8 protein-coding genes are annotated in these 14,015 nt (G+C 44.8%); 5 read left to right on the plus strand and 3 right to left on the minus strand.

Annotated elements, in window-relative coordinates:
* Positions 1 to 49: 49 nt before the first annotated feature.
* Both E0H80_RS04145 and E0H80_RS04150 read right to left on the minus strand, forming a co-directional pair.
* Positions 50 to 3,760, minus strand: coding sequence for a UvrD-helicase domain-containing protein (locus E0H80_RS04145; protein WP_131363406.1), 3,711 nt, complete (start codon positions 3,758 to 3,760; stop codon positions 50 to 52).
* A 6-nt stretch (positions 3,761 to 3,766) separates the two neighbouring features.
* The gene (locus E0H80_RS04150; protein WP_131363408.1) at positions 3,767 to 7,459 is read right to left on the minus strand and encodes an exodeoxyribonuclease V subunit gamma; all 3,693 of its coding nucleotides are present in this window, start codon (positions 7,457 to 7,459) and stop codon (positions 3,767 to 3,769) included.
* Positions 7,460 to 7,643: 184 nt separating this feature from the next.
* Between E0H80_RS04150 and E0H80_RS04155 the strand changes: the two genes are divergently transcribed.
* A complete protein-coding gene (locus tag E0H80_RS04155; protein WP_131363410.1) occupies positions 7,644 to 8,150 on the plus strand; it encodes a hypothetical protein in 507 nt (168 codons plus the stop codon).
* A gap of 67 nt (positions 8,151 to 8,217) precedes the next feature.
* On the opposite strand, the gene E0H80_RS04160 is transcribed toward E0H80_RS04155, so the two are convergent.
* Positions 8,218 to 9,636: a phosphate--AMP phosphotransferase gene (locus E0H80_RS04160; RefSeq protein WP_131363412.1), complete on the minus strand. Its 1,419-nt coding sequence runs from the start codon at positions 9,634 to 9,636 to the stop codon at positions 8,218 to 8,220.
* Positions 9,637 to 9,843: 207 nt separating this feature from the next.
* On the opposite strand from E0H80_RS04160, the gene E0H80_RS04165 reads away from it, so the two are divergent.
* The 4 genes from E0H80_RS04165 (at position 9,844) to E0H80_RS04180 (ending at position 13,964) form a co-directional block, all read left to right on the plus strand.
* Positions 9,844 to 10,548 carry an FFLEELY motif protein gene (locus E0H80_RS04165; protein WP_131363414.1) on the plus strand — a complete coding sequence of 235 codons (705 nt, stop codon included), beginning with the start codon at positions 9,844 to 9,846 and terminating at the stop codon, positions 10,546 to 10,548.
* A gap of 165 nt (positions 10,549 to 10,713) precedes the next feature.
* Positions 10,714 to 11,658 carry a bifunctional demethylmenaquinone methyltransferase/2-methoxy-6-polyprenyl-1,4-benzoquinol methylase UbiE gene (gene ubiE, locus E0H80_RS04170; RefSeq protein ID WP_131363416.1) on the plus strand — a complete coding sequence of 315 codons (945 nt, stop codon included), beginning with the start codon at positions 10,714 to 10,716 and terminating at the stop codon, positions 11,656 to 11,658.
* Between the two features lie 11 nt (positions 11,659 to 11,669).
* Entirely contained in the window at positions 11,670 to 12,332 is a 663-nt protein-coding gene (locus tag E0H80_RS04175; RefSeq protein WP_131363418.1) for a ubiquinone biosynthesis accessory factor UbiJ, read from the plus strand.
* A gap of 12 nt (positions 12,333 to 12,344) precedes the next feature.
* On the plus strand, positions 12,345 to 13,964 hold the full coding sequence (locus E0H80_RS04180) for an ABC1 kinase family protein (protein ID WP_131363420.1): 1,620 nt from the start codon (positions 12,345 to 12,347) through the stop codon (positions 13,962 to 13,964).
* Positions 13,965 to 14,015 lie beyond the last annotated feature (51 nt).

Raw genomic sequence — 14,015 nt, forward strand, 5'->3', positions numbered from 1 at the left:
AGTTATCCACAACTTAATCTATTGTTTAAAATCTACTAATTTTGACAAATCAGGCAATTTTGCTGCTTTTATCTTCAGCGAAATAGCCCAAAATAGCATCAAGCCGCAGTACAAACTCGGCATTCGGCTTCCAGTGATAAAAGCCCTGTTCAGCCTGTCCATTCATGCCACGCAAAAACAGATAACTTGCACCGCCCAAATGCTGTTCAATGGCATAGTCCTGCATATGTACGGTTAAATAACGATGCAATGCCACCAGATACAGGCCTGCCTGCAGCCAGTAGCTGGCTTGGGACATACTCTGTCTAATTTCGCCATCAACATAATGCGATTGATCAGTGCCTAAAAAGTTACTTTTATAATCGGCAATATGATATTGCTGTCCATCAAAATAAACCAGATCGATTGAACCGGTTAAATACCGCGCGGAATTGGCCTGATTGAAATCCAGCATGTCAATGCCATGTTCTGCGTACAGTTGATGAATACGTTGAATTGCCAAGACATGATCTGACAATGATAAATAGAATGGAAATTCAGCCAGAAATTCATGTTCAACCAGCTGATTCAACTGGAAATCCTGATGCAAGGGCGTGGTTAAAACCTGTTGCAACCATTCACTCATCCAGGCAATCAGCTGCTCTTCATCCTGCTGCTGAAACTCTTGCTCGTATTTATTTGAGAGTTCTAACCATAAACCGGGATAGTCATTTTTAAAACGGCGGCGAATCTCCAAAGGCCAGTCCTGCTGATCTTTGAAATCAATATGTTCAAAAATTTCGTGCAAAAAGGTTCCCGCTACGGTTCCCATCGGAAAATTACGCTTGATCCATGACAGCGGTTGCGTCGCTACCGGGGCAACCGGCTCAATCACGTGAATTTCATCTGCCGCACTGAGCATTTGTTCGGTATTCACTGCTAAGGCATCAATAGCTTGTTTACGGGTTAAATGTTGAGCCAACGCACTGAAACTGGTTTTGGACCGTGGATAAAAACGCTGCTTGGGAAATTCTAGCGCCTGTAAAGGTAAAGCTTCTGGCTGCTGCTTGACCTGCAACCTGCTCGGCTTGTCATTCAGCAAGGATTCTTCTGCACTGCCCGGATGAGCAAAAACTTGCGCTGCTTGTCCGCGCCAGAACGCCAAGCCATGATTGGATTTGCCGTCCTGATCCTGCAACATGGCATAGACACGATGACTGGCTCGAGTGAGTGCCACATACCAAAGTCGATGTTGCTCTGCCACAGCCCGTGCATTGTGCTGATCAATTGCGTCTTGTTGCAGCAAGTTCTTGTCATTCACCGCAACCACACGCTGCACTTCAACTTTTCCTGTCACCGGGTGCACATGATCTACAGTCGAAAAATTCAGGGTTTTGTTCATTTCCCTGAAGTCTTTATCGGCACCGAGTAAAAAAACAATTTTAAACTCCAGTCCTTTGGACTGATGAATGGTCATCAGTTGCACCCCTGCCTCATTCGACAGTTTTCGCTCCAGTTCCCACTCGCGTTCCTCCAGTGATTGCAGTTGTTTCAAATACCAGTGATAAAGTTTTTGTGCACCTTGATACTGCTCACTGTGCTGACTGAGTAATTCAGTCAGATGGCGCAAATTTACCACTGTGCGTTCATTATCACGGCTTTGCGTTGCAACCAGATTTTTCCAGACCTGAAACAGGTTTAGACAATACTGCCATGCGGTTAAAAAACCCTTTTCCAGCCACATCTCCCGAATGCAGTCGAAGTCATAAATAAACTGGCTCAAACCATCCGCCTGTGCTTCAAGCTGAATCAGTTGCTGCAAATTAAAGCCCAATAATCGGCTGAGTAAGGCCCGCTTAATTTTGCCTTCATCATAGGGATGCAGAATGGCTGTCAGCACCGCACCGACATCTTTGGCGACCTGATGATCAAACACGCTACGTTTCGACGGGCGATTGACCCGAATGCCCAAACGTTCCAATTCATATTGAACCTTATCCAGAGCATCATGGTTTTTCGATAAAATCGCGATGTCATTTTCAATCAAATATTTGGGGCCAGTTTTTTCTGCCAGATACAGTTTTTCTTCTATACCCTGATTGAGTAAATTCCGAATTTTCCATGCCACCTGAATCGGTTCGGCTTTTTTATCGCTCAATTGCAACCAGCGTAGCGGGTGATGATTCTCACCTTGTCCATCCATAAGCGGAGGATGCGCACGAACACCTGCCTCCACCGGACTGTAAAACACCTCTTCGCCAAAACCCATCTGGCGCTGAAATAAGGCATCGACCACTTCCACCAGCGCTTTAACGGAACGATGGTTATGTCGCAAACTATATTCCTGACCTTGCTTGGACAGCACATCGGCGCGAGCTTTGTTATAGGTCAGCATGTCGCCACCACGAAAGCCATAAATCGCCTGTTTCGGGTCACCGACCATGATCATGCAGCCTTGCATATAGCGCTGCTGATCCCGCCAGATTCGCGCCAGCATATCATCCTGGTCCTGGTTGGTATCCTGAAATTCATCTACCAAAATCAAGGGATAATGGGCCTGCACAAATTTGGCAAACCGCAGTCCTTGTTCGCCTTGCAGGGATTCTGATAAAGTTCGAATTTGCTGGGCAAAAGTGGTTTCACTTTTCTGTTGCAGTACTTGTGGCAAGCGCTTTTTGACTTCGCGGCTTAAATAAAATTTCAAATAAGCATCCAGTAAATCCAGATCCATATTCAGTTTCGACAAAGCCTCACAGAAACTTTTCAGTGCTTGCATCACTACATGCTGCTCAAACTGATGCAGCACATCTTCAGCACATTTATTCAGGACTTTTTTAGTCGCCAGATCGGTCAGATTTTTTAAGGTTTTTTCAAAATGTGGCGCGAATAAAGCATAACTGCGCTGTTCAGTCAAAGCCTGAATAAAAGCCGGTAAATCATCACATAAGGTGCGTTGCATCAAGCCATCAGTACGCCATTTTTTACCAATCACCGAGTGATATTGTCCATCAGTCGAATAGTATTCGCTCAGGGTGGGAATCAGGCTTACATCCAGCTGAATAAAGTTATCTAGCAGTTGTTCAAACTGGTTTAAATCCAGTTCTGGCGCAGTGACTTCCTGAAACTGTGCCGAAGCAAAGTTCAGGGTATTTTCTACCACAGGAACATAAGCCTCCTGCGATTTTAACTTTTGATTGAGCAGCAGATAATCGACCACATTTTGCGGTTGTAACTGAATCCATTCACGTAATACATCATGAATCAACTGATGGGTATAACTCTTGGCATCATCGGTAATATCGGCCCGTTCAATCTTGCCGCTTTCAAATGAAAACTCGCGCAATAATTTCTGACTGAAACTGTCCAGCGTTCCGACAAACAGCTCATCCAGCTGGTCAATCACCAGCTTTAAACGCTCGCGGGCGAAATCTACACGCGTGGCATAATCGCTCAGTACTTTTTGAAATAAAGGATCGGTTTCAGCCACAATTTTGGCCTGAATTTCAGCATCGGTAAGTTTTTGGCAGCTTTCAAAATAACGTAAAGTCTCAACCAGACGCAGCCTTATGCGGTTTTTCAGTTCGGCTGCAGCAGCACGGGTAAACGTCGTCGCAACCACCTGATTGGGCAAATACTGATTCAGGAATATCCGCACCATCAAACTGGATAAGGTGAAAGTTTTCCCTGTGCCGGCCGAGGCCTCAATCCAGTGCAAACCTTTAAACTGCATATCCGCAATCGGGTTAAAGGATATCCTTCTTAAGCTTTGAGGATGATTCATTTATTTTTATTCCTCAATGACTTGTTGATGCCAGAATACCGGCTGATAAAGCTGATAGGAAAATTGTGCGCAGGCATCTTCAAGCAGTGCGGTCGCATCCTGCTCCTGTAAAATAAACTGCCAGTCCCGGTGCATTTTGGTCGCTTCATTATCCGCGACCGAAAAGCCCGTGAATTTACCATCCTCATGCCAGTCTTTATAGATCACATCCATATCATCAATGCACATCTGGTTCTGATCATTGGCTTGCCAGTCATGCTGTTTGTCTTTTTCAGCAATTTTCAGCAACAAGGCTGCCGGTAAAACCAGCGGTTGGCTTTGCCCGTATTTCCAGGCCGCCAGCCAGTGATCCAGCCATTCACGCGCTTTATTCGAGCTGACACCATGACATAAAATGGTTCGGTCACTGAACACCACAATCCGCGTCAGCTTTTCACCGCCCTCACCCATATTCAGATAAGCCAGCCAGAGTAGATATTCCAGCCAGACTTTGGCACGACGCTTGGCACGTGCGCTTGAGGCTTCCAGACTGACCCATTTCTCAGCACTGTTTTTGGGCAGATTGATGTTCATATAGACATGATCATTGACCTTCCACACCTGCTGCGTGGTCGGGGTGACTTCCGTGGCATATTTTAACAGCCGCGCTTTTAAGCGTTCTTGTTCCACTACACTAATCTGCCAGCTACTGTGTTGCAACTTGCCAATCGGCAGCTGATCCATCAGTAATTCAGGCTGTGCTGCACCATCCTGTTTTTGCAAGAACTGGCGTATGGCATAACGGCCCAAACCATCCAGTAACAACGGTTCCTGTAATGCGGGCAAGGCTTCAGGACGCAAGTTTTCTACACCTAAAGTTTTTAAATATAGCCGTGCCGGAAAAGTCATATCCTGAATCCATTGATGACTGTCCAGCACCTGAACCTCTTGTTGTAAATGTTGATACGGCGTATTTACCCAAGACGTGCGCTGTCTGGTGGCATGTCGAAGCTGCCCAGCCACGCAGAACCATTGATCCTGATAACGCACCGGTCGAGCCGACTCAAACCCCACAGGGTCGAAAGGCAATAAAGGATGCACATGATAAAGCGACTGCAGCTGTTCAGGTACTTCCACGCCATTGATTTCTACAGTGGTATCGACTTCGGTATCGGGCTGTTGGGTCTGCACAATAAAGGCCAGATGCTGAACCAGTTCCTGCAACACAGTCGATGGATCACGCACTTCACCGTCATTGATATCGAAACCATTGTAAAATAGCCACAAGTTTTCCTGCGCCAATAAAAGATTATCTAAAAATGCCCCTTGGTCGTCTTCCAGACGGGAACGATCACCCAATTGCGGTTTCAGCAAATCCATCAAATCGAAAGGTAAATGCTGGGTACGATTTGGAAATTTACCGCTGTCGAGTCCGAGCATCACAATCAATTTATACGGTACAGGACGAATCTGCCCAATCTGGCTAAAGGTAATCTGCCCGGTCGGTTCAGCATGATCCAGTTGTGCTTCCAAAGTGGTGTTAATTTCAGCCAGCAAATAAGGCAACGGCAAGCTTAAACTACGCAAGGCATGATGATCGTGCTCATCATAGAAACTGGCCAAGGTCAGCATCCGTTCCTGTTTCTTGATAATTTTATAAAGCGCCGTTAAGGATTCAACACCTGCTTCTTCAAACTCGGCAATATCCTGCATCAGGCGTTTTAGCCATTGCTCTACAGGCACACTCTGGCCTTGCTCATGCGCAATCATCCAGTCACGGCGTGCATCAAAATCCTGATAAATCTGAATCAACTTGGCAATCAATTCAAAGTCACTTGGCAACACTTTGGCAAAACTCAGTGTGCCTTGAAACAAGGTATGTTCAGGAATGGCTATGCCCAAAGCCAAACGATCAAGCGCAAACTTAAAACTAAACCGATAGTCCTCATCGCCCTCACCCAAACTACGCTGTAAATGCTGGGCATCCAGTCCGCGTTTAAAGCCGGCATCAATCAGCAACTGTGTCATCCGTTCAATCGAATTGACTTCTAAAGCGTAGCGCTGCTGGGTAGCACTTAAGCTAAGCCAGTCAGCAAAATCCTCAATCGTAAAACGCCGTTGAATCAGCTCAATCCGTCCGAGAACGGCTTTCCAAGCATTCAGCGCATCCAGCTGAGTCACGCCGGCAATTTTAACCGGCAAATACACACTATCTTTGGAGAGTTGATGATTGCTGCCCGCTTTTTGCTGAATCAGGTCGCGTTCACTGGGCGGCGGTGCAAATACACTGCGAATCAGCGGTTCAAGTTCAGTCAAACTTGGGCTTAAAACCAAGATGTCACTGGGCCTGCGTGGTGCATCTTTTGTGCCTTGTGCCAGCCAGTGAATCAGCTGCTCCTTTAAAACTTCCAGCTGGCGCAAACTGGAATGGCAGACATGAATCTGAATCGAATCATCCTGCTTATCCAAGATATATTGATGCTTTTCCGGCTCGACCAGATACAACACATCCGACTGGATTTTACCGAGCAGATTATCTTGATATTCATCTACAAAGGCATCTGCCCAGACCCCATCTTCACCTGAAGACAAGTTGGACAACAAGGAAAAATGATCTCGCGCCTGCTTACCGAAACGGGTCAGCAAGGGATGGCGTGACTCACGCTGTTCTGCATTGAAATTTAAGGTAAATTCCTGAAAGAATTTTCCAATATCGGCATCACTGGCTTTCGGATTTTTGGCAATAAAGCGCTCTTTTACCCGTACGTCGTAACGTGCTTTCCAGTTCGGATCGACACTGTCTGCCCAGTATTCCTGCGAAGGATTATAGTGCAGAATATAGATATCAATGTACTGCCCCAAACGGCGTAAAAATTCCAGTTGCATCGGCGGTAAATCGAGTAAGGTGAAAATCACCAACTGTCGTGGCAGTTTTTTTAAGGCCGCTTTACGCGTTTCCGGATTGTCCAGAATTTCCCAGAACATGGCATCAATACTTTGCATTTGTTCAAAGTCCTGATGAAACACTTCCTGCCACAGCCAACGCTGCCATGCTTCCAGTTCACGTGCCTGATTTAAGGTAAATTCGGAAATTTCAGTATTGGTTTTAAAGAACATATCTTCAATGGAAAGTTCTTTGTTCTGCCCCCAAGCCTGTAACCAGTTAGTTGGACAACTGCACATATTCAGTGGACAATTTTTCTGGCAATGCCCGCGGTATTCCATGTAATGGCTAAACAGACGTGATACCTGTTCCGCAACCCAATACAGCATGCCCTGCTTTTTCAGCTGTTTTTCGATGCCGTGTTCCAGACGGTCAGCACTGTCATAAATGCGCTGCACAATCGAATGTAAAGGGTGATCGAGTGCCAAAGGATTGAGTTCGGCTTGAATAAAGGATTTTAGTGCCTGAAACACGCGCCACTTAATGATAATGCGTGGAATATTGGCTTTACGCACCTGTTCTTTTTGATCGACCAGCACCCACTGATAGGCTGACCATTGAAAACCACGAATACGGTGATGAAACTGGGTGTTGGCACTGATGCCTTTTTGTTCAGCCAGTTTTTGGGTGAGCCATGTTTCCATCGCATGTGATGGCACAATAAAATGCTGGGTTTGCAACACTTGAAAAGGCGTACTCGCAGGCTTATTCACGGTCGTCAGCATGGCATGTACCAGTACATCAATACGCTGACTTTGAATCACATGAATTGCCATAAATGAGCTACCCCTTGAATGTTCGAAAATGAAATGCCTACAAAACCATAAAAATTATTTACTATACATCTGCATCTGTCTATGTCACTTTTAGATTTAGGCTCGAATCAAAAATATGTTTGAAATTCGTGCCTTAATAATGATTGAATATAAAAACCAACACCAAGTTCAGGGTATTTACATTATGAAAATAGATACAATTCCAGACTCAATAGACCCAACATTAAATTTAGAAACCATTCGTACAGAATGCTTAGAACTTGTCAAAAAACGTGCTTATTTTTCTGCAGGTGCTGCCGTCGTGCCTGTTCCGTTTCTGGATGTTGTCATCGACGTCGGAATTTTGTCACAACTCATTCCAGAAGTGAATGCACGTTTTGGCTTAGCTCCTGAACAAATCAGTGTCTATGATCCAGAAACAAAACAAGTACAGTGGAATGAACTGCGTAAACGTGGAGTCGAATTCTCTGGTTTGGTCGTGGCACGTACTGCGGTGAAAAAATCCCTGAACAACGTGGCAGCCAAGATCATCACCAAACAGGTCACTAAATTTATTCCTTTAGGCGGACAACTTATTGCGGCAAGTTTGGGTTATTTTGTGATGAAAAAAGTGGCCGAAGCGCATGTAGAAGAATGTTACAAAATTGCGAGTGGCATTCAGCAAAAACAAAAAGCCCATGTGGTGAATTAGCCCCTCGCTACAAAATCTTACATGATCAAGGCTGCTTATAATCAAAAACAATCTCAAAGCTGAGAGCTTATTCTGCTCTCAGCTGCTTTAAAATGGCACGTAGCACTTCTAAACGCGCTGTGTTTTTATCATTGTTGGCAATAATATACCAGGGCGCATGGACTGTACTGGTTCTTTCAAACATATCTGCTGCTGCAATTAGATATTCATCCCATTTTTCGCGGTTACGCCAATCATCAGGGGTGATTTTAAAGCGTTTATGTGGAGTCTCTTCACGTGCTTTAAAGCGCGCTGCTTGTTCATCCTTACTAATCGCCAGCCATAATTTAATCACCACCGTCTGGCTATTGACTAAATCTTTTTCAAAACGATTAATTTCATCATAAGCACGTTGCCACTCGACCGGATTAGCAAAACCTTCTACACGCTCAACCAATACCCGCCCATACCAAGAACGGTCAAAAATAGTAATATCCTCATCGGTCTGTAATTTATTCCAGAAACGCCATAAATATGGGCGACGCAATTCATATTTTTCAGGTGCTGCGATGGTGTGAATATCATATTCACGTGGATCAAGATTTTTGACAATGCGTTTAATCGCACCGCCTTTACCTGCCGCATCCATTCCTTCAAAAACCACAATGGCTTTTCGATCATCAAAACGTAGGGCTTCGGCCACTTTTAAGGAGAGTTTCTTTAACTCTTTTTTATAGTCTTCATTACTTGCGGGCTGATTTTCTGGATGCAACAAAATCTCTGGAACAGTCGCCTGTTTCCACTTGCTTTTAGTTTTAGCCCGATGTTCCGGGCAATGCTCCAAGGCAGCTAAAATGATTTGTGCAAACTGCTGATCGCGTAATTGCTCATCCTCACACTCAATCACCGTCCAGTCATCGGTAAAGCGCTGGCGCAGCTTCTGCAAATTGTCATATTGCTTTTTATTGCGCCAATCCAGACCATGGAGTTTGTGCCAGTGCACTTCACTCGGGTCCATATTGTCCAGTCGCTTCTGCAAAGACTTCCATGGCAAATCAAACCAGACTTTAATCACATCGACATGATTGTTTTTTAGATCCTGCTCAAAGGCACGCATATCTTCAATGTAGGCATCAAACAGCGTTTCATCTAATGGCTCGGACACATGCATGGCGGTGACCAACAAATCACTGTACCAATTGCCAAACATCACCATGATTTGACCTTCAGCAGGAATAGAAGGAGCATAAGGCTGCCAAAAAGTTTGCTTCTGATCCAGCATAATCGGTGGGTCAGCTTTGACACGCAAATAACGAGGATCGACCCATTCACGCAGCTGCTTCACCGACTCCCCTTTACCAGCCAGTTCAATTCCATTGACTAAAACCAGCACACTTTTGGCATTTTTTTGGTCACGGGTATTTTTTAAAAGATACTGCGCTTCTATCAGCTTCAACGAGAGCTCATCTTCATCCATCAACTGACTTTCTATTTTTTCTGAAAGCATATTATTCTCTAATCTATTGTTCTTCATTGCAGTATAGCGAAGCTGAAAACCACACAACAGAGCAAGATGTTCAGTTTGTGTTGCCTGAAATTGATTATTTCGACATCAAACTGACCCATTTAAAGTCATTTTTTCATCACTTTGTCATAGCAGCTTTGCCAATCTCCCTCTAAGATTTAGCCATCTAAAAAATAATAGAGACGCATGATGTCTAAACTGGCTGCACTGGATGAGTTGTTAGAGTTGTACTATCAATTGAATTATCATCAAAATCCTGACGTTTTCCAGCGTCTGCAAGATGTGCAAGCCTGGCAGAAACAGCGCATGCAAAACACCCATGTGCAACAGTTTGCAGAAAAACAGAATATTTTAATGTCTGAATATTTTCTGAATCGACTGTATGGCGGTCCGGATTTTGACGCTTTAGCAGGGCAAATTGCCCGTTTAAGCAAATATGCCCATAAAGCAGAAAAGTTGATTCCGGAAAATGCCATTAAAACCGGTACTTCTGGGGTGGAACTGGCAATTTTGGCGGTGCAACTGGATGAACAAGTCGCCATGCAACTGCTTGAGGATTATCATCCCTATGCAACTTTAAATGATGAGATGATGCGTCTGACCTACCTTAAACTGGATCAAGTGCAACGACGCGTAAAACAGCTCGATTTGCTCGATCAACTCGGCTTCAGTTTAGATAAATATATGCGCTCATTTATGGTCTACACGGCATTTAAAATGTGTAAAGGCGCAGCCCATAAATACAATTTTCAGGTGATGTATGAATTTATGCAGGATGGCTTTTTAGCGATGAAACCGTTAAAGTCGGCAGAGAAGTTTGTCAAAGATTTTACTGCGGTTGAACGTCAAATCATTCATAAAGTTCATGCCGGTGATCCCCATCCCTTTCAATAACTTTATGCTGTGATGGAAATAATAATGAGCCGCGAATAAAAATACAGGACAGATTTCTGTATATTATTCATAACAATTGCATGCTGATTACTGCACAACGTCTTAGAATCTGTCATCATGCAAGCACTGCAACATTAACCCTATTTTTATGTTAGGAGTGACTCTATGTCTAACGAAAATCAAACGCCTGCCTCTACAGCCGAGTCGGCACAAAATACAGACAAAGTGAGTCCATTCTTAACTGAACCCTTACCGCAAGGGACAGCACAAGGTCAGCAACACAGCTTACAACAACAGCTAACCGATACGCCTGTCACTGGTTCAGTGCCTAAATACAATCTGCCGCGCGGCGCAAACACCGGTAATGTCGGTGTAACCACTCACTTTGGTTTTAAAACGGTAAGCAGCGAAGATAAAGCACAAAAAGTCGCTGAAGTGTTCCACTCTGTCGCGAGTAAATACGACATCATGAATGACTTGATGTCATTTGGTATTCACCGTTTATGGAAACGCTTTGCCATTAACATGTCTGGCGTACGTCGGGGCCAGCATGTACTGGATATTGCAGGCGGTACCGGCGATCTGGCTAAAGTCTTCAGTCGTGAAGTGGGGCCTACCGGTCATGTGGTTTTATCGGACATTAACGAATCGATGCTCAATGTCGGTCGTGACCGTTTAATTGATGCCGGCTGTACCAATGTAGATTTCGTTTTAGCCAATGCTGAAACCTTAGAACCCTTTGCAGACAACAGTTTTGACTTGCTCACCATCAGCTTCGGTTTACGTAACGTAACCGATAAAGATGCTGCACTCGCTTCGATGTACCGCGTGCTTAAACCGGGCGGTCGTTTATTGGTGCTTGAATTCTCTAAACCGGTGTTTGAGCCATTTTCTAAGCTGTATGACCTGTATTCATTCACCGCTTTACCCATCATGGGCAAAATTATTGCCAATGACTCGGAAAGTTATAAATACCTGGCCGAATCCATTCGTATGCACCCTGACCAACGTACCCTTAAAGGTATGATGGAAAATGCGGGCTTCCAGAACTGTGATTATCACAACTTAACCGGTGGTATTGTGGCGGTTCACCGCGGCTTTAAACTTTAAGGGTTTATGCTATGTGGTCGATTCTGGCACTGGGTGCAGTTGAACGATTTATTCATCATGTCATTGATCTGGATGCGATTAGCCGCATCCAATTAAATGAACTGCAAGGCAAAATGTTGCGGGTGGTGATTGAGTCACCGCAACTGTCTGTCGATGTATTCTTTGACCAGGGTAAAGTTCGCTTAGAACCGACCGTCACGGGTCAAAGCGAGACAGCATCCATCTTCGAACAACGCCCATTCGATAAAAATGAACAGCTTTCTGAAGCGACTGCCACCTTGCAGGTTAAAAATGTAGTCGAGCTTTTGAAGCTATTACTGTCGGATGATGTCGGCAATATTCCGCTACAGGGTGATTATCACCTGTTGCAGGATATTCAGCGCATCATGCAACAGGCTGAACCCGATTTAGCTGCGCATTTAAGTCCGTGGATTGGTCCAAGTCTGGCACATGAACTGGGTAAAATTCAGCTTGCACCGAAACATTTAAAACGCACGCTTGAAAGCTATGCATTCTTTGCTGAAGATGCATTAAAAGAAGACACAGGTCTGTTTGCCCCACGCTGGCAAATGGATGATCTCAATCAAGACACTCGAATTTTCAATCAAAATTTAGATCGTGCTGAAGCTAAAATTCAACAACTTCAGGCACAGATTGATTCAACTCAAGATTAGGCACACGCATTTATGATTCCGCACGTTTCACGTTTACTTGAACTTTGGCGCATCGCCGCGCACTATAGACTCGACACGTTGTTTCCTGCGGAAGAATTACCTGAAAAAGCCCGTCATGCTTTAAGCCTGATTCGCATGCACCCTGCCGCATGGTCCAGTCGTGAACGTAACAACCCACTCAAGCTAAAAGAAGCTGTAGAGGAAATGGGGCCGCTGGCGATCAAACTGGGGCAATTGTTATCTACCCGTCGCGATTTGATCCCACCTGAACTTTTACAACAGCTGGTTTTATTGCAAGACCGGGTCAAACCCTTTGACAACGATGTTGCCAAAATGCGAATTCAGGAATCATTGAAAGCCGACATCAACACTCTGTTTGCCCGTTTCGATACTCAACCGCTTGCTGCAGCTTCCATTGCTCAAGTGCATACTGCAGCTTTGCATGATGGTCGTGAAGTGGTGGTGAAAGTCACCCGTCCGAATATTCGTCAGCAAATCTTACAAGATTTTGAGATTCTCGACTGGTTAGGTGCGGCCTTAGAAAAACGTCTGGAAGCAGCACGTGCGTTGCATCTTTCTGAAATTATTCAAAACTACCGTCAAATTATTCTAAATGAGCTGGATCTGACTTTAGAAGCCGACAACACTCGTCGTATGCGCCATTACTTCACGGGTTCAAGCATGATGTATGTGCCTGAAGTCTATATGGACAGCAAAGATGTGATGGTCGCTGAACGCATCACCGGTGTACCGATTTCCGATATTGCGACTTTCGACCGCATGGGCATGAATCGGGCAGACTTGGCAGAGAAAGGGTTAACCATTTTCTTCACCCAAGTGTTCCGTGACAACTTTTTCCATGCAGACATGCATCCGGGTAACGTGTTTGTCGAAACCATTAACCCCACTAATCCACGCTTTATAGCACTGGATTGTGCAATTATGGGCGAGCTGTCTAAACACGATCAAATGACCGTGGCACGGATGTTACTGGCAGTGATGAACAGCGACTTCATGCAACTGATTTTGGTGGTGCATCAAGCCGGCTGGATTCCACCGGGTACGGACCAGGATGCTTTAGCACGTGAAATGCGCCGTACCGTAGGGCCAATGGTCTCCAAACCGATGCATGAGCTGGACTTTGCCGGCATCCTGATTCAGGTGATGGATATTGCCCGTCGTTTCCACCTGGAAATTCCACCACAGTTAATGCTCTTGCTGAAAACCCTGGTTCATGTCGAAGGTTTGGGTACAGACCTCTACCCTGAACTGGACATTTGGAAACTGGCAAAACCGATCCTCACCGATTGGATTAAAACGCAAATGAATCCGCAGAAGAACCTGAAAGAATTGGGGCAAAAAATTCCTGATCTTCTGCTCGGTGCACAAGACTTGCCAAGCCTATTGATTGACAGTTTAAACGGTCTAAAAAATCAGTCCGCTTGGCATTCTAAACAGTTAAATGAATTGCAAAGTATGCGTTTGCAAATGGAACATCAACAACAACGCAGCTGGATTTTCGGTAGTTTGATGGCAATCTTATTATCGATTGCAATTATTGCACCGTGGTATGTTTCAATTCTGCTGATTGCATTATCAAGCTTGCTTGCTGTATGGCGAGTGATGAAATAATACGAACCATTTACCACCCTGATCTACCTGTAAACAGCCTAACTTTTTATA

The sequence above is a fragment of the Acinetobacter sp. ANC 4779 genome (assembly GCF_004331055.1).
GTDB lineage: Bacteria > Pseudomonadota > Gammaproteobacteria > Pseudomonadales > Moraxellaceae > Acinetobacter.

Bases quoted from the DNA above. Each gene is read 5' to 3' on its own strand.
- ubiE (WP_131363416.1), top strand. From the start codon at position 10,714: ATGTCTAACGAAAATCAAACGCCTGCCTCTACAGCCGAGTCGGCACAA.
- E0H80_RS04175 (WP_131363418.1), top strand. From the start codon at position 11,670: ATGTGGTCGATTCTGGCACTGGGTGCAGTTGAACGATTTATTCATCAT.
- E0H80_RS04150 (WP_131363408.1), bottom strand. From the start codon at position 7,459: ATGGCAATTCATGTGATTCAAAGTCAGCGTATTGATGTACTGGTACAT.
- E0H80_RS04180 (WP_131363420.1), top strand. From the start codon at position 12,345: ATGATTCCGCACGTTTCACGTTTACTTGAACTTTGGCGCATCGCCGCG.
- E0H80_RS04145 (WP_131363406.1), bottom strand. From the start codon at position 3,760: ATGAATCATCCTCAAAGCTTAAGAAGGATATCCTTTAACCCGATTGCG.
- E0H80_RS04165 (WP_131363414.1), top strand. From the start codon at position 9,844: ATGTCTAAACTGGCTGCACTGGATGAGTTGTTAGAGTTGTACTATCAA.
- E0H80_RS04155 (WP_131363410.1), top strand. From the start codon at position 7,644: ATGAAAATAGATACAATTCCAGACTCAATAGACCCAACATTAAATTTA.
- E0H80_RS04160 (WP_131363412.1), bottom strand. From the start codon at position 9,636: ATGCTTTCAGAAAAAATAGAAAGTCAGTTGATGGATGAAGATGAGCTC.